The sequence below is a fragment of the Sulfuritalea sp. genome, assembly GCF_031426875.1.
Classification (GTDB): Bacteria; Pseudomonadota; Gammaproteobacteria; order Burkholderiales; family Rhodocyclaceae; genus Sulfuritalea.
The window spans coordinates 12,874-30,927 of the sequence record NZ_JASJPC010000003.1 but is presented as its reverse complement, the minus strand read 5'-3'; the positions used below and the strand labels follow the sequence as shown (position 1 = coordinate 30,927).

Below are 18,054 nucleotides of genomic sequence, written 5' to 3'. Positions count from 1 at the left end.
ACCTGCATGAGGGCGCTTGCTTTCGCCGCCATTTTGGCTGTGCTGCCATTTCAGGCGAGCGCAACGTCTTCGCGCGACTTGGTCACGGAAGGCCGCCTGATCTATAATTTCCGCTGCTATTTTTGCCACGGATACTCGGGCAATGCCAAAACCGTGGCGGCGAGTTTCCTGGCGCCTCCTCCGGCTGATTTTACGGGTGCCTCCGAAGCGACCCTGTCGGAATCAAAAATTGTCGCCACACTGAAGAATGGCCGCCCCGGGACGGCGATGAAGTCCTTCGCTTCTGTGTTGTCCGACGATGAAATTAGAGCAGTGGCACGATTTGTATTTGACGAGTTCGTTGTCAGGAAAGCCACAAATACCCGCTATCACACCGCGGAAAATGGATGGCCGGATCACGAGCGCTATCGCCCTGCCTTCCCGTTTGCGACGGGTGCGATTCCACTCAACCAAGCCTGGGAGACACTAAGCCCCGAGCAAGCGCGTGGCAAACGGCTGTTTCTGGATACCTGTATCACATGCCATGACAGGGGTGCTTCCACCGATCAGGAAATGGTTTGGGAGGCCCGGCCGCTGTCCTATCCACGCAACAATTTCTCCTACACGATACCGCAAAACGTCGATGCCACGACCAGCGCCAGTCCCTACGCCCTGCACGATATTCCGCCCAAGCTCAAGCGCCTGACCCGATCGGAACGAAAAGGGGAGAAGCTGTTTCAATCAAACTGCGCTTTCTGCCATGCCGCCGACGGAACGGGGAAGAACTGGATTGGAAGCTTTCTTGAGCCGCATCCACGCAATCTACGGGATACCGGAGTCATGAGCCGAATCACCCGACAGCGCTTCGTTGATGTTGTACGCGAAGGCTTGCCAAATACCTCCATGCCAGCCTGGAAAAGTGTTCTGTCCTCACAAGACATCGATGCTGTCGCAGATTACGTCAATCGTGCGTTTCATCCCCTGAGAACAATCCCGGCGGATCCACAGAATGCTAAGCGCTAGGGCTTGACGGCCTTCCCAGTAAATCGGGAACAAAGAAAAACATTCCTGCGCGTCCACTGTTCTTGACCTTGTACATCGCTGCATCTGCGTGTTTCAGCAGCGTTTCCCCGTCCTGGGCATCGCGCGGAAACATACTGATGCCGATACTCGTGGTGATCGTAACTTCCTGTCCCCCGAGTACGATCGGCACCTTCATCGCTTCAAGGATTTTTTGCGCAACCGCGCGTACATCGGCCTCCGCGGCGACCTTCGGCAGCAATAAGGTGAATTCGTCACCACCCATGCGGGCAACGGTGTCGGAAGCACGCACGCACTGCCGCAGCCGGTGGGCAACTTCCTTGAGGCAGGCATCACCGGCTTCATGCCCCATGGTGTCGTTGATCTCCTTGAAGTGGTCGAGATCGAGAAACATCACGGCGACTGTGCCGGATTTTGAACGCCTCGCCTGCGCCAGCACCTGATCGAGCCGGTCGAGGAAAAGCATGCGATTCGGCAGTCCGGTCAGGGAATCATGAAAGGCCTGAAAGCTGATCCGCTCCTCGCGTTTTTTGCGTTCTGTGACATCGGAAAAGATGGCCACATAATGCTCGACCTCACCCTGCCCATTCTTCACTGCACCAATGCTTAGTCTTTCCGCATATACGGAGCCATTCTTGCGTCGGTTCCATATCTCGCCACGCCATTCACCCTTCTCGCGCAGGACGCGCCAGAACTCACGATAGAAAGCCTCATCCTGCCGACCTGACTTGAGCACCGCCGGAGTCAATCCAATCACTTCCTCCGCGCTGTAGCCGGTGGTCTCGACGAAAGCCTGATTGACCAGTTGAATCCGTGAGCTGGAATCCGTCACGACAATGCCCTCAAGCGAATTTTCGAACACAATCCGCGACATGCGCTGCTCCGAGAGCAGTTCCTTGGCCTTATCCATGACCTGATTGAAGGCTTCGGTCGCCTGCCCAATCTCATCATTGCCACTACTGTGCAGATGTGACGTGGCCTCCAGGTCACCCTGGGAAATCAGCGTCAGACCGTGTGTCATTCGCCGCAGGGGTTGGGTCACCCAATGCGAGATGAAGTACCAGATGAACAGGGTCAGCGGAATGCAAAGCAATGCAGCCACGCTGAAAGCACTGACGGCAAACACACGCGCAGTTTGATTGGCGCGGGCCAGTGATATCTCCATGCTGACTGCGCCGAGCACGGTGCCTGGCTCCACCTTGTGGCAGTCCATGCAGTTCTTGCCCAAGTAGTTCCTCAGGGCAATCGCAGGCAGAATGACCCGCAGTTTCTCACTTCCGTCAGTGCCCACAAATATCTCGTGATAGGCCTTGCCGGAATCCAGCACAGCGCGCTCGGCGACGCTGTTGGGCAATTCGCCGGCATGCCCTTCCCCAAACTGGAGCACGACAGGGCGGCCGCGAAACACCTTCAGCGACTCGATATGGTTGCTGTCCCTGATTTGGTCGAGAAAAATGTTCCGCTGGGCGACCTGTCCGGTAATCATCATGCCGGTAAGTCCGGCCATGGTCATTTGATAAACGCTCTCGGCGAAATCCTGCGCCTGATCAACGGCAATCTTCTTTTGCTGCAAAGTACCCCAATAGATCAACCCGACACCGGAGCAGATCGTTCCGACAAGGATGACTGCTACCAGGCGAACCCATATCTTGAGGTTGTTTGACCAGCCGAACCAGCTCATGTCTTTGTTATGCTCAGCATGCGGATCTCCCAAGCCGGATCCCGACTCCGGTTACTTACTGTGCAAAAAATGTTCCAGGTATCAAAACTGCACCAATCCAAGTGGAATCCCGGTGATGATTAGCATGGGTCGTTCGACATGGGCCGTCGCAGGGATGAGTTCGCTATGCATTCTTCTATCGGGTTGTGCAGCATCCGGCCCCCCATGGGGACAGGACAACTCCCGCCAACATGGCGGCGCCCCGACTTCACCTCGCGCCGAAATCACCGCATGGCGTTTGGACGACTTGGTGCGGCTTGATCAACCCATGGTCTTGTTGCGCGACTCGCAGGGGATCCACGGGGCTGTTGAGATCGGACTCGTAAAGCGCGTTCATGCAACCAGTGAAAAGATGCTTCAAGCAGCCGGCAAGGGTCCTAAACCCGAATTGGTCTTGCTCGCTTCCGGATCGATCAACGCATTCGCTTTCTTCAATGGAAATCAACCAATGATTGCGTTCACGCTGGGCATGGTCCACCTGCTCGCGGAGGACGACGACGCCTGGGCCGCCCTGTTTGGACACGAACTGGCCCATCTTCGACTCGATCACCATCGAAACATGAATGCCCGACGTGAAAGGACAGAGACGACTAGTTCCTTCGCCGGATTGCTGCTGTCAACGATCGGCCTGCCTTTCGCCAGCCTCGCAGCCGATGCAACAGCGACATTGGCCGATCGCGCCTTCAGCCGCAACGATGAACGCCAGGCCGACAGCACCGGCGTGGACTACATGCGCCGCGCCGGTTTTGCGGCAAAAGGCGCAGTCCGCCTGCAACAACTGTTGCTGACGACTCCCAGCAATAACGCAATCCGATTCCTGAGTACACATCCTAGCGGCGAGGAAAGAATAGCGAACCTTCGGGAATTGACCCAAGGCAAAAACCGAGACGCTGGAACTGGAAATGATTCTGATCCAGAATGGCATTTGAATTGAGCGAAGGAACATGGAATGGGACTGGGGTTTGGACGAAAGCTGGCGGTACTGGTCCTCGCGACCGTGTGCGGCGGCGCCGGCGCAGCAAATACAAACGCCAAGCGTATCCGCGACATCGCCGTTGAACGTTGCAGCACCTGCCACGGTCCGACCGGACAAAGTTCGAATTCCCTATTCCCAAAACTGAGCGGGCAGAACGCCGCCTACCTCGTTCAGCAAATGTTCAATTTCAAAAGCGGGGCGCGGCGAAGCACGGTAATGGAGCCGCAACTGGCTGATCTGTCGGGCGACGATATCGTGCAACTGGCAAGCCATTTCAGCGACGAGAAACTGAATCCGCGGCGGGTGCCCGACAAGGCGCTTGCCGAAGCAGGACGTAATGTGTATTTGCTGGGCAATCCCAATAGCGGCGTTCCCGCATGTGCGGTCTGCCACGGCCCTACCGCAAGAGGCGGGCAAATGCTGCCACGGCTTGCCGGACAACACGCCGAATACCTGGAATTGCAGTTGCGCCGCTTCATCGATCGCTCACGAACCACGGACCAGACCCTGATGCATTCGGTAGCATCGAAATTAACCGAGGACGAAATTCGCTCGGTAAGCTATTTTCTGTCCGGCCTGGATTAGTACGTACGCGCTGCTGTTCTGTTCTCCCGCCGCTGAATGAAAATCCTGCTTGTCGTATACCACTCGATGACCGGCGGTACCGAGCAGATGGCGCGTGCGCTGGCGGCCGGCGCCGCGACCGAGGACGACGTAAAGACACGCCTGCTGCATGCGTCCGAGGCTCAGGCGGAGGACGTCCTCGATGCCGATGGCTATGTTTTCGCCACGCCGGAAAACCTCGCAGCGATCTCCGGACTGATGAAGGATTTTTTCGACCGTTGCTACTATCCCGCACTCGACCGGATCAACGGCAGGCCCTACGCTGCACTGATCTGTGCCGGCAGCGATGGACAAAATGCCGCGCGGCAAATCGATCGCATCGCCACCGGATGGCGCCTGCGCAGGGTTGCAGAAAGCCTGATCGTCTGCACCCATGCGCAGACGCCCGAGAAAATACTTTCCCTGAAGACGATCAGCGGGGCCGACCTGGAGCGCTGCAAGGAACTGGGCGCCGCGCTTGCGACCGGCCTGGTCCTGGGCGTGTTCTGACGAGATATTCCGACTCGAGGCGCTCCGCAAATTGCCGGAAACATAAAGACAAACCCCGGCTCAAGGCCGGGGTTTGTCCGAGCGAGCGCAAAGCGCTTTGCGGGCCGGTGTCAGGCCGGCTGGTCCAGTTCGAATGCTTTGTGCAGCACGCGCACGGCCAGTTCGAGATACTTTTCATCGACCACTACCGAAATCTTGATCTCCGACGTCGATATCATTTGAATGTTGATCCCCTCTTCGGCCAGGATGCGGAACATCTTGCTGGCCACGCCGGGATGCGAGCGCATGCCGACGCCGACGGCGGATACCTTGCAGATCTTGTTGTCGCCCTCGACCGCACGCGCGCCGACATGCGGCTTGATCTGGTCTTCCAGCATCTTTTTGGCGCGGGCAAACTCGCTGCGATTGACCGTAAAGGAAAAATCCGTCGTGCCGTCATGACCGACGTTCTGGATGATCATGTCGACATCGATATTCGCGTCTGCAACCGGGCCGAGGATCTGGTAAGCGATGCCCGGACGGTCAGGCACACCGAGCACGGTGAGCTTGGCCTCGTCACGGTTGAACGCTATGCCTGCGATGATCGGTTGTTCCATGTTCATATCTTCCTCTAAAGTGATGAGCGTGCCGCTGGTCTCCTGACCTTCTTCCTCGAAACTGGAAAGCACGCGCAACTTGACTTTGTATTTGCCGGCGAATTCGACCGAGCGTATCTGCAGCACCTTGGAGCCAAGGCTGGCCATTTCCAGCATTTCCTCGAAAGTGATGCGATCCAGCTTGCGCGCCTCGGGAACGATGCGCGGATCGGTGGTGTAGACGCCGTCGACATCGGTGTATATCTGGCATTCGTCCGCCGTCAGCGCTGCTGCCAGCGCCACTGCGGAGGTATCCGAACCGCCGCGTCCAAGCGTCGTGATGTTGCCGTCGGCGTCTACGCCCTGGAATCCGGCGACCACAATCACCGCATCGTCGTCGAGATCGCGCCGGATGTTTGCATCGTCGATCTCCAGAATTCGCGCTTTGGTGAAAGTGTTGTCGGTCAGCACCTTGACCTGGCCGCCGGTGTAACTCTTGGCCTTGAGGCCGAGATCCCGGATCGCCATTGCCAGCAGCGCGATCGTGACCTGCTCGCCGGTGGAAATCATCACGTCGAGTTCGCGTGCATCGGGCTGCGGGGAAACATCCTTGGCCAGGGCGATCAGACGGTTGGTCTCGCCGCTCATGGCGGAAACCACCACCACCAGTTGATGCCCCTGCGCTTTCCAACGTGCGACGCGCTTGGCGACACTGCGAATGCGGTCGGGCGAACCCATTGATGTACCGCCGTATTTCTGAACGATCAAAGCCATTGCCGTGGTTGGTCCGTTGGGAAGCCGCGAATTTTACCCGATAGTTCCTTTACCCAAGCAGGCCAAAAGTCAATAACCATTTCCTTGCCGAAGTTATACCTTCGTACTAATGTCACTACAATTTTCTTGTATGGCAGACGAATTTATCATATAGTTGAATCTCTATTACTTCGGTAATAGAGATTGGGATATCCAAATCCCAACGTATTTACCTGATTACAATAAGTTCAAGGAGTAATTCAATGAAAGCCAATGACAAGGTTGATGCCCGCGAAATCCGCCGCAAGCTGGGAATGAACCAGCAGCAGTTCTGGTCCAAGTTGGGCGTGACCCAGAGCGGCGGCTCACGTTACGAGAGTGGACGCAACATGCCGCGTCCGGTTCAGCAACTGTTGCGGCTGGTTCACGTCGAGCAGATCGACATCCAGAAGATCCGGCGCGAAGACTATGAAGTCGTCGAGTATCTGCGCTCGTCCAAGTCGGATGTGTTCAAGGAACTGAAAAAGGAAGCCAAGGCCGCAAGCAAGAGCAGGAAGAACAACTGAGCGTTCCGTGCATCAGGGGCTGACGCGCACCGTCAGCCCGGTTTGGCGGACGCGTTCCGCCAGTTCTTCCAGCCATCCCGCTTCGATGCGCGCCAGCCGGGGCGCTTCTTTCTGCTGCGATGGGCGCGCCAGGCTATAGAGATGAACGCCGGCCAGCAGCGGTGCCAATGGCGCCAGCAGTGCCAGCCAGGCGTCCACTTCGTGGGCGGCCGGTAATTCGTTGTCGAGGCGAAACAAGCAGGTCTGTACCCAGGTCGGCGCCAATCCGGCACAGCACGCCAACCGTCGCGCCACAAGTTCAGGCCGGGCGCGAGTGCCATTGACGCGCGTAAGCCCGGCAGCGGTTCCGCTGTCGAGCTTGAACCAGACTTCGCCGCCGGCGCTGCCGATGCGCGCAATGCCGGTTTGCACGGCTTTGCGATCGAGCAGGCTGCCATTGGTGATCAGGCGCACGAGTACTTTGTCGGTCAGGCCATGGACGGCCAGCACGCGCTGGACGACCGCCACGGCGTCGGCGAACTCGATGGCGCTGGTCGGTTCCCCGTTCCCCGAAAATGCCACATCGACCAGTTGCCGGGCACCGAGCGGAACACGCGTGGCCATGAAGTCGCCGGAATTGGCCCAAGTCAGGAAATCGTGCAGTTCCCGCTCAAGCAGTACCAGATCGATCGGCGGCGGTCCGCCGCGCTGCAAATCCGGAACCTGGCAGTAGATGCAACGCCAGTTGCAGGCATTGTTCGGGTTCAGGTTGATGCCGACCGAAACACCGCCGGCCCGCCGTGAAATCACCGGATAGACATAGCGCATGCCGGCGCTGTCGCGCGAATGGTCTTCGGTCTTGAGCAGGATGCGGGACATGGCAGGACGAGGGAATGAAAAGCTGCAGGGATTTCCAAGAGTTGGCGCTGGCGGGACGGCGCTGCCGCACGGCTATAATGCGCGCCAGCCCATCGGCAGCGCAGCTGCGAACACTTTGCCACAAACACGGCCACTCCGATCATGCGTATAACCCGCCGCCTCGAATTCGATGCGGGCCACCGTATCCCGAATCATCAAAGCCAGTGCCGCCACCTGCACGGCCATCGCTACGCCCTGGAGATCACGCTCGCCGGCGGCGTCATTGACGCCGCCGGACGTCCGGACGATGGCATGGTGATGGATTTTTCCGAGGTCAAGGCGATTGCCAAGCGGCATGTGGTCGATCGCTGGGACCATGCCTTTCTGGTCTGGCGCGGCGATACGGTCGTGGCGAACTTCCTCGCCGGCATGCCGGAGCACAAGACGGTCGTGCTCGACGCCGTCCCGACTGCGGAAAATCTCGCCCGCATCGCGTTCTCGATTCTCGATCCACTCTATCGCGACAGCTACGGCAATCATCTGCACCTGGAGCGCATCCGGCTCTACGAGACGCCCAACTGTTGGGCGGACGCCAACCGCGACGACCTCGCCTGATCGGCCCCGAGGTTTTCGGGGTTCAGCCGCGGTTCCGTCAGGCGGAACCGATTTCCGCGCAGTTCAATTCCCGATTGTCTCCCGCGTATTCCAATGCTATGGTTGCCGTCGAATTTGGCACATGACCAGATCAACAGAGAGGAGTACAGCCCATGCATGGCTTGATGATGAACCGACCGCTGATGATTTCAGGGCTCCTGCAACACGCCGCCCAGAATCACAGCGATACTGAAATCGTGTCCCGCCTACCGGTTGGCGGAACGCATCGTTACACCTACAGCGATGCCCATCGCCGCTCGCGTCAACTGGCTCGCATGCTGCTGTCGCTCGGCGTCAAGGCCGAGGACCGCATCGGCACCCTGGCGTGGAATACCCACCGACATTTCGAGATCTACTATGCGGTTTCCGGCATGGCCGCGATCTGCCACACCATCAACCCGCGCCTGTTCCCCGAACAGGTCGCCTATATCGTCAACCATGCCGACGACCGCTTCATTTTCTTCGACGTCAACTTCGCCAATCTGATCGAGGCGCTGGTGCCGCATTGCCCCGGGGTCAAAGGCTGGGTCGCGCTGTGCAGCCAGGCTGAAATGCCGAGCAATGCGATTCCCCATCTGCTGTGCTACGAAGAGCTGCTGGCGGCCCAAAGTGACGACTTCGAATGGCCGGAGTTCGACGAGAACACGGCATCCTCGCTGTGCTACACCTCGGGTACCACGGGCAACCCCAAGGGCGTGCTCTATTCGCACCGCTCCACCGTGCTGCACGCCTATGGCGCCAGCCAGCCCGATGCACTGGGCGCCTCGGCGCGGGACTGCATCCTGCCGGTAGTACCGATGTTCCACGTCAATGCCTGGGGCCTGCCTTATGCCTGCGCACTGAGCGGCGCCAAACTGGTCATGCCGGGTCCGCATCTGGACGGCGCCAGCCTGTATTCGATGTTCGAGGAAGAAGGCGTCACCATGTCGGCCGGCGTGCCGACGATCTGGCTCGGACTGCTACATTACCTGCAAGCCAACAAACTCAAGCTGTCGACGGTCAAACGTCTGGTGATCGGCGGCTCGGCGGCGCCGCCGGCCATGATCCGGACCTTCGACGAGCAGTTCGACATCACCGTGCTGCATGCCTGGGGCATGACCGAAATGAGCCCGCTGGGCACGGTCAATACCTACAAGCACAAGCATCTCGCGCTGTCGGCGGAAGAGCGCGACCGCATCCGGCTCAAGCAGGGGCGCAGCATCTTCGGCGTCGAGTTGAAGATTGTCGATGGCAACGGCAATGCCCTGCCGCATGACGGCAAGGCCTTCGGCGACTTGCTGGTACGCGGGCCCTGGATCACCAGCGGCTATTTCAAGGGCGAAGGTGGCGATGCACTGCGCGACGGCTGGTTTCCCACCGGCGATGTGGCGACCATCGACCCCGATGGCTACATGCAGATCACCGACCGCTCGAAGGATGTCATCAAATCGGGCGGGGAATGGATTTCCTCGATCGACCTTGAAAACATTGCCGTCGCCCATCCGGCGGTCACCGAGGCGGCGGTCATCGGCGCCGCCCATCCGAAATGGGACGAGCGCCCGCTGCTGGTTGTGGTCAAGAAAGCCGGACAGGAAGTCAGTCGCGACGAACTGATCGCCTTCTACGAAGGCAAGGTGGCGAAATGGTGGATACCGGACGATGTGGTATTCGTCGACGACCTGCCACACACGGCCACCGGCAAGCTTTCCAAACTGCAACTACGCGAGCGCCTGCGCGATTATCGTTTTTCTGGAGCATGAATTGACTACACCGATCACCCTCTGCGGCTTCGCCGTCAGCAACTACTACAACAAGGTCAAACTCTCCCTGCTGGAGAAAGGCGTTCCCTTCACCGAAGCCGTGGTTTTCCCGTCACAGGGAGATGAGATGCTGGCCGAGTCGCCGATGGGCAAGGTGCCTTTCATGCGCACGCCCAAGGGAGTGCTCAGCGAATCGCAGGTGCTCACCGAGTTCATCGAGGACAGTTGGCCCGAGCCCGCGCTCTATCCGCACGACATTTATGCGCGCGCGCGCTGCCGCGAACTGATCGAACACATCGAGCTGCATCTTGAGTTGCCGGCACGCCGGCTTTACCTTGAAGCCTTTTTCGGCGGCACGGTATCCGAGGAAACCAAGAAGGAAGTCGCGCTGCTGCTCGAAAAAGGTCTCAGGAGTCTGACGCGGCTGACCCGTTTCGCACCCTTCATCGCCGGGGACAGCTTCACCCACGCCGATTGCGCGGCGTGGGTACATCTGCCGCTGGTCAGCCAGGCCACGCGCAAGATCTACGGCCGTGATTTCATCGATGAGTTCCTGCCGCAAGCCAAGGCCTACCTGAAACTGATCGGCGAACGGCCTCACGCGCAGAAGGTCAATGACGATCGCAAGGCAGCCATGGAAGCCTACATGTCGCGTCCGAAGAAATGAGCGCCGCAGTCCGTCTGGAGCTTGCCGATGGCGTGTTCCACATTCAAATGGCGCGCCCGGAAAAGAAGAATGCGCTCACCGCGGAGATGTATCAGTGCATGGCAGATGCACTGGCCGGCGCCGATCTTGACCCGGCAGTACGCGTCATCCTGATTTCCGGCGCCGGCGGCAATTTCACCGCCGGCAACGACCTGGCCGATTTCCTGGCAACGCCGCCGATGGATGAAAGCGCCCCGGTATACCGCTTCATCGAGGGCTTTTCCAGGCTGGAGAAGCCCTTTGTCGCTGCAGTCGAAGGCGTCGCAATAGGCGTCGGCACCACCATGCTGCTGCACTGCGACCTGGTCTATGCGGGCAGCAGCGCGCGCTTTGCCCTGCCCTTCGCCAATCTTGGCCTGACCCCGGAAGCCGCATCGAGCCTGCTGTTGCCGTTGCGTGCGGGACACGCACGCGCCGCCGAAATGCTGATGCTGGGCGAAGTCTTCTCCGCGCAGACGGCGCTTGAGGTCGGCATCGCCAATGCGGTGCTGCCCGATGCACAGGTGCTCGCTCACGCCATTGAGCGCTGCCGCAAATTGACCACCCAACCGGCATCGTCGCTACGACTTACCAAGCAATTGATGAAGCGCGCACCAAGCGCCCTGATCCAGGAAACCATGAACGCCGAGGCCGGGGTCTTCAGGGAACGCCTGGTGTCCCCCGAAGCCAAGGAGGCTTTCGCCGCCTTCTTCGAAAAGCGCAAGCCGGATTTCTCAAGTTTCAACTGAGACAAAGAACGGAAGGCCGCGGTGCTAAAATCCGCGGCCCGACGGATGGGTGGCAGAGCGGTTGAATGCACCGGTCTTGAAAACCGGCGAAGGTGCAAGCCTTCCGTGGGTTCGAATCCCACCCCATCCGCCATCCAGCCAGCAAATTGCGCCTTTCGGGGCGCTTTTGTATCGCCGTACTGTCAGCGCCAACTCTTGGGCATCGTCGCAGCTTGTCCGCAACTCCTGCACTGGAGCGCTCACTGCCTCATTCCCCTTGCTTGGGCGCCGGTTGATTCCTTGCTTCGACAGACACGGGGTCTTTGACGGATGATGCCGGCGAATGAACAATTTGCGCCCCTGTCTCGCCATAACTTTTGCTCTCGCTTTCGAGAACTATCGTCCCGTCGCGAACCAGTATCCGGCTGGCACGCACGATGCCTTCACGGTTGAGTTCGCCGCCGGGTAGCGCATGTTTCATCGTCAATCCAGCTGGGGTCATCTCGGGCGCCAGACTTCGTTGCAGACGCAGCCGTGGAGGCTCGCTGGCAACGTCCGGACTCGGCTTACCCGCCAAACGAGGATGAGTAGCAGGCCGCGACGTCCCCAGAGTCACCGTTGATCGAAGTCTCGTCCGCTTATCGCCCCCGCCATTGCTTGGCGTGATCAATACGTCTGTCGCGGAGGCGGCGGAGGGAGCATAAGCCGCGGCCAATTCGCCGGCTTGGGCGAATCCGCTGGAGCCCGCGCACAACAGGCTTGCTACAACCAGCGTCATAAGTAATCGCAGCAAAGCGGTGCCGACTTGTGAATCCAGCCCTTCAGTCGGTGTCATGTCTCAAAAATTGTTGTTCAACATCCACTCGCGACCGCACTTCCTGCATTGCGCCCGCAGCCAGACGCCGCCACCGTGATTTTCCAATGCCGGATCGCCGCCATCCGGCAGCGGTGCCGGTCCCGACGACATGACGGCAAACTTGGCATAGGCGTTGCAGCTGGGGCATGCCGCCTGTCCGCCAAGCCGCTCTGCAACTTCCAGCATCAAACGATAACGTTTCCAGCTGTACAGGGTGACGGCCAGCCCGCCCAACAGCAAGAGCAGCCCCGGCGTGCGCGAGGCGACTCTATCTCCAAGCAGTTCCATTCCGCTGACCAGGACGATAACGCCAAGGAACCAACTGATCAGCCAGGCATGGCACTCGATCAGTTGGCGCTCGTACCAGCGCCGGAAACCATCCGTTCGTATGCGATCAAGCGACGCCACGACGCCTCCCCTGACTTGTTGTGATCAGCTTAGACTTCCCAACGCACCAGCGCAACCGAATTTCGCGGACGGCTGAGGCCGCAGTGTTCGGCAAAGGCAGCCAATCTGCGCGCAATAATCCACCGCTATAATTTGCGGCGCATTGCCACTGGGCAAGCGCCTGGAACTCGGCCATCCCGTGGCTGTCCAATGTGCTGGAATCATCTTAAAGGAGGGTTTCAAAGACTATGGAAAACATCCGCAGCTATCCGCAAACCACTACGCTGGACCGCACGCAAGGGCAGTATCGGGTTCTGCGCAATACCTATGCCTTGCTCGCACTATCGATGGCGCCGACGATTGCCGGAGCCTTGCTCGGGGTGCAGTTGAAGTTCAGCTTCCTGGCCGGCAACCCGTTTATCGCCTTCATGCTGTTCCTCGGCGTGGCCTTCGGTTTCATGTGGGGCATCGAGCGCACCAAGAACAGCGGCATGGGAGTTGCACTGCTGCTGGGTTTCACTTTCTTTATGGGCCTGATGCTTTCGCGCATCCTGCAAGCCGCGCTCGGATTTTCCAACGGCGGCACGCTGATCGCCATGGCGGCGGGCGGTACCGGCGCGATCTTCGTTTCGCTGGCGGGTGTCGCAGCCACCACCAAGCGCGATTTTTCCAATCTCGGCAAGTTCCTGTTTTCCGGCCTGATCCTGTTGCTGGTCGCCATCGTGGCGAACATCTTCTTCCAGATTCCGGCACTGGCGCTGGCAATTTCGGCAGTCGCGGTAGTCCTCTTCTCCGCCTACATCCTCTACGACATCAACCGAATCGTTCAGGGCGGCGAAACCAACTACATCACGGCGACCCTGGCCGTGTATCTGGATATCTACAACGTCTTTGTCAGCCTGCTGAATCTGCTGATGGCGTTCACCGGGGACCGCGATTGAGGAAAGTTGGCGCTGACGCCACGGCGATCCAGATGTAAAAACGGCGACTGCGGTCGCCGTTTTTCATTCAACGACGGGTCATTTCCCGAACAAAGCGATCGACTCCAGATGCGAGGTATGCGGAAACATGTTGGCAATGCCGGCAGCCTGCAAGCGGTAGCCTTTTTCGTGCACCAGCACCGCCGCATCGCGCGCGAGCGTGGCTGGGCTGCAGGATACATACACGATGCTGCGCGGACCGCCTTCCGCGGGCAGCGCCTTGACCAGCGCGATCGCGCCTTCGCGCGGCGGATCGATCAGCAGTTTGTCGAAGGCGCCCAGCGCGGCAAAGCTTTCCTCGGTCGCCGCGAACAGGTTGGCAACGGCAAATTCGCAGCGCGACGCGAGGCCGTTGTGGGTCGCGTTTTGCCGGGCCCGGCTGACCAGCGCGGCGCTGCCCTCGACACCGAGCACATTCGCCCCGATGCGCGCGATAGGCAGGGTGAAGTTGCCCAGACCGCAAAACATATCCGCAATCCTCTCCCCGGCCTGCGGCTTCAGCAGAGCCATGGCGCGGCGCACCAGCATGCGGTTCACTCCATGATTGACCTGGGTGAATTCGGTCGGATGGAACAGCAACTCGAGGCCGAAGTCCTGCAGCTCGTAGCTCAGCAAGCTCGCACCGGCCGGATGGAACAGCACCACGGTATCCGGGCCCCCTGCCTGCAAATACCAGATGATCCCGTGCTCGTCGGCGAACTGCCGCAATCGATCCAGGTCGTCGGACGTCAATGGTTCCAGATGACGCAACAACAGCACGGTGCGCGATCCGCCCACGGCAACTTCGATCTGCGGCATGCGGTCCGGTTGCGACATGCCCTCGACCAGGATCCTGAGCGCCGGGATCAATGCGGATACATGCGGCGGCAACACCGGGCAGGAATCCATCAACGCCACATAGCTGCTGTGCTTTTCGCGAAAACCGATCAGTGCGCCGCCTTTGCTTGCCACGTAGCGCACCGAGAGGCGGGCGCGCAGCCGGTAGCCCCAGCCGGTACCGGAGATCGGCGGCAAGAGTTGTTCGGGTCTGAGGCGGGCGATATGCCAAAGAGCATCTTCCAGCACGCGCTGCTTGGCGGCGGTCTGGCCGGCCAGATGCAGATGCTGCATCGAGCAGCCGCCGCAAGTGCCGAAGTGCGGACAGGGCGGCACCACCCGCTGGCTCGATGCGTGCAACACGCGCAGGACATGAGCCTTTTCGTAACTCGGTTTGCGCCGGTAGCTGGCGTAGTCGACTGCTTCGCCGGGTAATGCGCCTTCGATGAAAACCACCTTGCCATCAACGTGCGCGACGCCGCGTCCTTCGTGATCCAGGGATTCGATATCTGCTAGCGGCATGATGAAGTCGGAGCCTGTTCAGCAAAAGGGGGCGATTATAATCGGCGCCTGGGTCCCGGTCTTGTCGCGGTCTTGTCTGTTACCCCGGCAGAAAGATGCCCGTGTCTGCTGCCGCAATCCGCGACAGTCCAGGGCGTTTCGGAATCGGCGATCAGGAGGTTCGAGCAGCTTCGTCATGGATCCCAACTATCAATTGCTGACCAGCGAAGCCGAGTACCGTCGGGCCTGCGATACGGTTCTGAGCAGGGCGGAACGTGAAATCCTGATTTTCGACCGCGATCTTGTCGCTTTAAAGTTCGAAGACACAGCACGTCTTGTGGCGCTGACGGATTTTCTGCGAGCCGGCGGCATACACGGGATACGCATGGTGCTGCACGATCCTGGTCCGCTGGAGCGTAATTTGCCACGCCTGACGCGACTCATTTTCCGTTTTTCGCATGTGATCGAGGTGCGCCAGAGCCCTGACAACCTTCGCCACCTGGCCGACACCCACATACTTGCGGACGAAAGCCATGGCGTCCGCCGGTTTCACATCGATCAACCGCGTAGCGCGTTGATCCTCGACGACCCGGCCTACATCAATCCCTGGCGGCAACGCTACGAGGAACTCTGGGAACTCTCCCATCCCTGCCTGCAGGTCAATACGACCGGCCTTTGAAAGCACAAATTAATATCTCGCATATCCTGCACAGCACAACGCAACGTTTGTTAATGTGATATGATTATCCGTTGACTGAAACGGCAACGTCGCGGTCAACCAATTGGCCAAGTATCTCCATAACGTTAAGGATCTCACTAAAATGAAGCACTCTCTCCTCGTAGCTGCCCTCCTCGCCCTGGCTGTGTCCGCCTGTGGCAAAACCGAAGCCCCCGCTGCTCCGGCCGCTGCTCCCGCTCCGGCTGCTGCTCCCGCTCCCGCTGCTGCCCCGGCTGCCGCACCTGCCGCTGACGCTGCGAAGCCTGCTGACGCTGCTGCTCCGGCCGCCGCTCCGGCTGCCGCTGCTGCCCCGGCTGCTGCTGCCCCGGCTGCTGCTGCCCCGGCTGCTGCTGACGCAAAGAAGTAAATCTTCACCTGCCTTCGGGCAAGAAAAAGCCAGCCTGCGGGCTGGCTTTTTTGTTGTGTTCCCGACCTTCCTGCCGGAAACGCCATCCCGGGGATGAATCGCCGGGCGGGATTCCGGGTCAGCGGTTCGCTGCATCAAATCTCGCGCCAGGAAAATCCTTCATCCTGGGTCGCAATCCCGATCCAGTCCTGTGTGCATCCCAGTACTGCCGACAACGCCGCCTGGGCAAGTGCCGGCGAATTATTCTCTTCCGAAAGATGGGCGGCGACCACATGCTGCAGTTTTTCGGCCCCTATCTGCGACAACAGCGAGGCCGCGGCGGCATTGTCGAGATGACCCCAGGGACCGCCGATCCGCCGCTTCAATGCCTGCGGATAACGTCCCTGCCCCAGCATTGCCGTATCGTGATTGCATTCCAGCACCAGAGCGTCGCAGGCCTCCAGCATGGCGACCATATGCGGCGTCACATGGCCCGCATCGGTCAACACGCCCAGGCGCCGTGCGCCGTCGGCAAGGGTGAATTGCACCGGCTCCCGGGCGTCGTGCGGAACGGGAAAAGGATGCACGCAAATATCGCCGACTGACGCCGACTCGTGGCTGTCGATGATCGTGATACGCGTATCGGCGCCGGTATCGGCACACGCGGCCAGCGTGCCATGCGTCAGCAGCACGGCCCAGCCAAAACGTCGGGCACAGGCGAAAACGCCGCCGATGTGATCGGAATGCTCATGGGTGACCAGCACCGCATCGACGGCGTCGGCCGTGAGGCCCAGGCGCTCCAGCCGCCGCGACATTTCGCGCGGACCGAATCCGGCGTCGACCAGCAAACAGGTATTGCCGGCCTCGACCAGCAGGGCGTTGCCCCGGCTGCCGCTGCCGAGCGACGCAAAGCGCACCGTGCCTACTTCAACTGTTCGTGCAGCAGGCCCAGGATGCGTCGAGAAGTATCCGACCGATCAACACCCCCTTCACGGGTCAGCACTTGCACGCTGGTCGATTCGCCGGCGGTCTTGAGGTGAATGCGGTATTGGGCCTGGTTCGGCTTGTCACCGGCGCCGCCCTTCCAGAACATCAGCTTGGACAGGAAGCCCTTGTCGTCGTCCTTCTTCTTGCTGTCCGCATCGGGATCCACATAGCGCACGAAGTACAGGCCCTGCGAGCGGTCGCGATCCTCGACCGTAAATCCGACGCGATCCAGAGCCAGCCCTACGCGCCGCCAAGCCCGATCGAACGCCTCTTCCAGCAGCAATGCGCCTGCCCCATCGGTCGCGCGCGACAGCTTGGCGCGATCCTGTCGCTGCTCGGCAGCCACCATCGTCTTGGCACGAGTTTCGTCAACACCCAAGCGGACCATCAGTCGCCGCAGCATCTCGGCTTCCAGTTCCGGATCCGCTGGACGCGGCTGCCAGCGAGTCTCGCTCTTGCCCTCGTTGGTATATATCTCGTACATGCCGCGATGACTGATGTAGACCTCCACCGTGCCCGCTTCGGCGCCCTTTTCCAGTCGGGTCCGGAACTTGTCCCGCTCCGCTGTCGAATAGAGACTGTCGAAGACTTTTCCAAGCGTGTTGCGAATCACGTCCTGCGGCAGTTTGGCGCGATTTTCAGCCCAGTCGGTTTCCATGATCCCGGCTTCCGGGACTTCCACATTAACCAGGAAACCCAGCTCCTGCCAGAACTCCTTGACACCGGGCCAGAGTTTTTCCGGAGAGCCGCTGACCACCAGCCAGCGCTGGGTACCCGCACGCTCGATGCGCATCTTGTCCACCTGCGGCAGGAGGTCCTGGGCCGTCGTGGTGCGCGCCTGTCCGGCGCGTTCGCTCGAATACGCCGAGTAAGTAGCGGAACCCTTGCTGGCGGAAACGTCAGGCACCGCATAACGTTCGTCGCGGCTCTGCTGCGTCAGGTCCGGTGGAATTTCGAGCGGCGGCAGCTTGCCGGCGGATTTGTACTCGATCTTCTTCGATTCCGGAAGGATGTTGCCGCTGCAGCCGGCAAGCACGCCGATCAGCAACAGCGACACGGACAGCAGCGAGAATGGACGGTTCATTGAATATCAGTTT

General features: G+C 59.9%; 20 protein-coding genes and 1 tRNA gene. 13 read left to right on the top strand and 8 right to left on the bottom strand.

What is annotated here, in order from left to right:
* Positions 1-6: 6 nt before the first annotated feature.
* Positions 7-1,002, top strand: coding sequence for a c-type cytochrome (locus RMO95_RS01110; RefSeq protein WP_310448740.1), 996 nt, complete (start codon positions 7-9; stop codon positions 1,000-1,002).
* On the opposite strand, the gene RMO95_RS01105 is transcribed toward RMO95_RS01110, so the two are convergent.
* Positions 992-2,701: a putative bifunctional diguanylate cyclase/phosphodiesterase gene (locus RMO95_RS01105; RefSeq protein ID WP_310448739.1), complete on the bottom strand. Its 1,710-nt coding sequence runs from the start codon at positions 2,699-2,701 to the stop codon at positions 992-994. The genes RMO95_RS01110 and RMO95_RS01105 overlap by 11 nt on opposite strands.
* Before the next feature lie 307 nt (positions 2,702-3,008).
* Here RMO95_RS01105 and RMO95_RS01100 point away from each other — a divergent pair, with 307 nt between their 5' ends.
* Genes RMO95_RS01100 through RMO95_RS01090 form a run of 3 tightly spaced genes read left to right on the top strand, consistent with a single transcriptional unit; the run spans position 3,009 to position 4,829 of the window.
* Entirely contained in the window at positions 3,009-3,674 is a 666-nt protein-coding gene (locus RMO95_RS01100) for a M48 family metallopeptidase (RefSeq protein WP_310448738.1), read from the top strand.
* A 15-nt stretch (positions 3,675-3,689) separates the two neighbouring features.
* Positions 3,690-4,301 carry a c-type cytochrome gene (locus RMO95_RS01095; protein ID WP_310448737.1) on the top strand — a complete coding sequence of 204 codons (612 nt, stop codon included), beginning with the start codon at positions 3,690-3,692 and terminating at the stop codon, positions 4,299-4,301.
* 36 nt (positions 4,302-4,337) lie between these two features.
* The gene (locus RMO95_RS01090; RefSeq protein WP_310448736.1) at positions 4,338-4,829 is read left to right on the top strand and encodes a flavodoxin family protein; all 492 of its coding nucleotides are present in this window, start codon (positions 4,338-4,340) and stop codon (positions 4,827-4,829) included.
* Between the two features lie 110 nt (positions 4,830-4,939).
* Here the strand turns inward: RMO95_RS01090 and RMO95_RS01085 are convergent, their stop codons facing one another.
* Positions 4,940-6,178, bottom strand: a complete 1,239-nt coding sequence (locus RMO95_RS01085; protein ID WP_310448735.1) for an aspartate kinase — start codon at positions 6,176-6,178, stop codon at positions 4,940-4,942.
* Between the two features lie 242 nt (positions 6,179-6,420).
* Here RMO95_RS01085 and RMO95_RS01080 point away from each other — a divergent pair, with 242 nt between their 5' ends.
* Positions 6,421-6,723: a helix-turn-helix domain-containing protein gene (locus tag RMO95_RS01080; protein WP_310448734.1), complete on the top strand. Its 303-nt coding sequence runs from the start codon at positions 6,421-6,423 to the stop codon at positions 6,721-6,723.
* 12 nt (positions 6,724-6,735) lie between these two features.
* On the opposite strand, the gene RMO95_RS01075 is transcribed toward RMO95_RS01080, so the two are convergent.
* Positions 6,736-7,581, bottom strand: a complete 846-nt coding sequence (locus RMO95_RS01075) for a radical SAM protein (protein WP_310448733.1) — start codon at positions 7,579-7,581, stop codon at positions 6,736-6,738.
* A 141-nt stretch (positions 7,582-7,722) separates the two neighbouring features.
* Between RMO95_RS01075 and queD the strand changes: the two genes are divergently transcribed.
* From queD to RMO95_RS01050, 5 genes are all read left to right on the top strand, one after another.
* Positions 7,723-8,175 carry a 6-carboxytetrahydropterin synthase QueD gene (gene queD / locus RMO95_RS01070; RefSeq protein WP_310448732.1) on the top strand — a complete coding sequence of 151 codons (453 nt, stop codon included), beginning with the start codon at positions 7,723-7,725 and terminating at the stop codon, positions 8,173-8,175.
* 152 nt (positions 8,176-8,327) lie between these two features.
* Positions 8,328-9,953 carry a 3-(methylthio)propionyl-CoA ligase gene (locus RMO95_RS01065; protein ID WP_310448731.1) on the top strand — a complete coding sequence of 542 codons (1,626 nt, stop codon included), beginning with the start codon at positions 8,328-8,330 and terminating at the stop codon, positions 9,951-9,953.
* 1 nt (position 9,954) lies between these two features.
* Positions 9,955-10,620 carry a glutathione S-transferase gene (locus tag RMO95_RS01060; protein WP_310448730.1) on the top strand — a complete coding sequence of 222 codons (666 nt, stop codon included), beginning with the start codon at positions 9,955-9,957 and terminating at the stop codon, positions 10,618-10,620.
* A complete protein-coding gene (locus RMO95_RS01055; protein WP_310448729.1) occupies positions 10,617-11,387 on the top strand; it encodes an enoyl-CoA hydratase in 771 nt (256 codons plus the stop codon). Before RMO95_RS01060 ends, RMO95_RS01055 begins: the two co-directional genes overlap by 4 nt.
* Before the next feature lie 43 nt (positions 11,388-11,430).
* Positions 11,431-11,520: transfer RNA gene (locus tag RMO95_RS01050), tRNA-Ser, on the top strand.
* 114 nt (positions 11,521-11,634) lie between these two features.
* Here RMO95_RS01050 and RMO95_RS01045 read toward each other — a convergent pair.
* Together RMO95_RS01045 and RMO95_RS01040 are read right to left on the bottom strand one after the other, a co-directional pair.
* Positions 11,635-11,847: a hypothetical protein gene (locus RMO95_RS01045; protein WP_310448728.1), complete on the bottom strand. Its 213-nt coding sequence runs from the start codon at positions 11,845-11,847 to the stop codon at positions 11,635-11,637.
* A gap of 357 nt (positions 11,848-12,204) precedes the next feature.
* On the bottom strand, positions 12,205-12,630 hold the full coding sequence (locus tag RMO95_RS01040) for a hypothetical protein (protein ID WP_310448727.1): 426 nt from the start codon (positions 12,628-12,630) through the stop codon (positions 12,205-12,207).
* Between the two features lie 227 nt (positions 12,631-12,857).
* On the opposite strand from RMO95_RS01040, the gene RMO95_RS01035 reads away from it, so the two are divergent.
* Positions 12,858-13,550, top strand: coding sequence for a Bax inhibitor-1/YccA family protein (locus RMO95_RS01035; protein ID WP_310448726.1), 693 nt, complete (start codon positions 12,858-12,860; stop codon positions 13,548-13,550).
* A 78-nt stretch (positions 13,551-13,628) separates the two neighbouring features.
* Here the strand turns inward: RMO95_RS01035 and rlmD are convergent, their stop codons facing one another.
* Positions 13,629-14,927, bottom strand: a complete 1,299-nt coding sequence (gene rlmD / locus RMO95_RS01030; protein WP_310448725.1) for a 23S rRNA (uracil(1939)-C(5))-methyltransferase RlmD — start codon at positions 14,925-14,927, stop codon at positions 13,629-13,631.
* 175 nt (positions 14,928-15,102) lie between these two features.
* Between rlmD and RMO95_RS01025 the strand changes: the two genes are divergently transcribed.
* Positions 15,103-15,585, top strand: coding sequence for a hypothetical protein (locus RMO95_RS01025; protein WP_310448724.1), 483 nt, complete (start codon positions 15,103-15,105; stop codon positions 15,583-15,585).
* A gap of 194 nt (positions 15,586-15,779) precedes the next feature.
* Positions 15,780-16,088 (top strand): hypothetical protein, encoded by a 309-nt coding sequence (locus RMO95_RS01020; RefSeq protein WP_310448723.1) that lies wholly within the window; start codon positions 15,780-15,782, stop codon positions 16,086-16,088.
* 37 nt (positions 16,089-16,125) lie between these two features.
* Here the strand turns inward: RMO95_RS01020 and RMO95_RS01015 are convergent, their stop codons facing one another.
* The gene (locus RMO95_RS01015) at positions 16,126-16,887 is read right to left on the bottom strand and encodes an MBL fold metallo-hydrolase (protein ID WP_310448722.1); all 762 of its coding nucleotides are present in this window, start codon (positions 16,885-16,887) and stop codon (positions 16,126-16,128) included.
* A gap of 5 nt (positions 16,888-16,892) precedes the next feature.
* Positions 16,893-18,041, bottom strand: coding sequence for an outer membrane protein assembly factor BamC (bamC, locus tag RMO95_RS01010; protein WP_310448721.1), 1,149 nt, complete (start codon positions 18,039-18,041; stop codon positions 16,893-16,895).
* Between the last annotated feature and the right edge of the window lie 13 nt (positions 18,042-18,054).

Coding starts and splice junctions, on each gene's coding strand:
- RMO95_RS01110 (WP_310448740.1), top strand. CDS start 7: ATGAGGGCGCTTGCTTTCGCCGCCATTTTGGCTGTGCTGCCATTTCAG.
- RMO95_RS01100 (WP_310448738.1), top strand. CDS start 3,009: ATGGTCTTGTTGCGCGACTCGCAGGGGATCCACGGGGCTGTTGAGATC.
- RMO95_RS01025 (WP_310448724.1), top strand. CDS start 15,103: ATGGATCCCAACTATCAATTGCTGACCAGCGAAGCCGAGTACCGTCGG.
- RMO95_RS01085 (WP_310448735.1), bottom strand. CDS start 6,178: ATGGCTTTGATCGTTCAGAAATACGGCGGTACATCAATGGGTTCGCCC.
- RMO95_RS01055 (WP_310448729.1), top strand. CDS start 10,617: ATGAGCGCCGCAGTCCGTCTGGAGCTTGCCGATGGCGTGTTCCACATT.
- RMO95_RS01080 (WP_310448734.1), top strand. CDS start 6,421: ATGAAAGCCAATGACAAGGTTGATGCCCGCGAAATCCGCCGCAAGCTG.
- RMO95_RS01105 (WP_310448739.1), bottom strand. CDS start 2,701: ATGAGCTGGTTCGGCTGGTCAAACAACCTCAAGATATGGGTTCGCCTG.
- rlmD (WP_310448725.1), bottom strand. CDS start 14,927: ATGCCGCTAGCAGATATCGAATCCCTGGATCACGAAGGACGCGGCGTC.
- RMO95_RS01065 (WP_310448731.1), top strand. CDS start 8,328: ATGCATGGCTTGATGATGAACCGACCGCTGATGATTTCAGGGCTCCTG.
- RMO95_RS01035 (WP_310448726.1), top strand. CDS start 12,858: ATGGAAAACATCCGCAGCTATCCGCAAACCACTACGCTGGACCGCACG.
- RMO95_RS01095 (WP_310448737.1), top strand. CDS start 3,690: ATGGGACTGGGGTTTGGACGAAAGCTGGCGGTACTGGTCCTCGCGACC.
- bamC (WP_310448721.1), bottom strand. CDS start 18,041: ATGAACCGTCCATTCTCGCTGCTGTCCGTGTCGCTGTTGCTGATCGGC.
- RMO95_RS01090 (WP_310448736.1), top strand. CDS start 4,338: ATGAAAATCCTGCTTGTCGTATACCACTCGATGACCGGCGGTACCGAG.
- queD (WP_310448732.1), top strand. CDS start 7,723: ATGCGTATAACCCGCCGCCTCGAATTCGATGCGGGCCACCGTATCCCG.
- RMO95_RS01075 (WP_310448733.1), bottom strand. CDS start 7,581: ATGTCCCGCATCCTGCTCAAGACCGAAGACCATTCGCGCGACAGCGCC.
- RMO95_RS01045 (WP_310448728.1), bottom strand. CDS start 11,847: ATGAAACATGCGCTACCCGGCGGCGAACTCAACCGTGAAGGCATCGTG.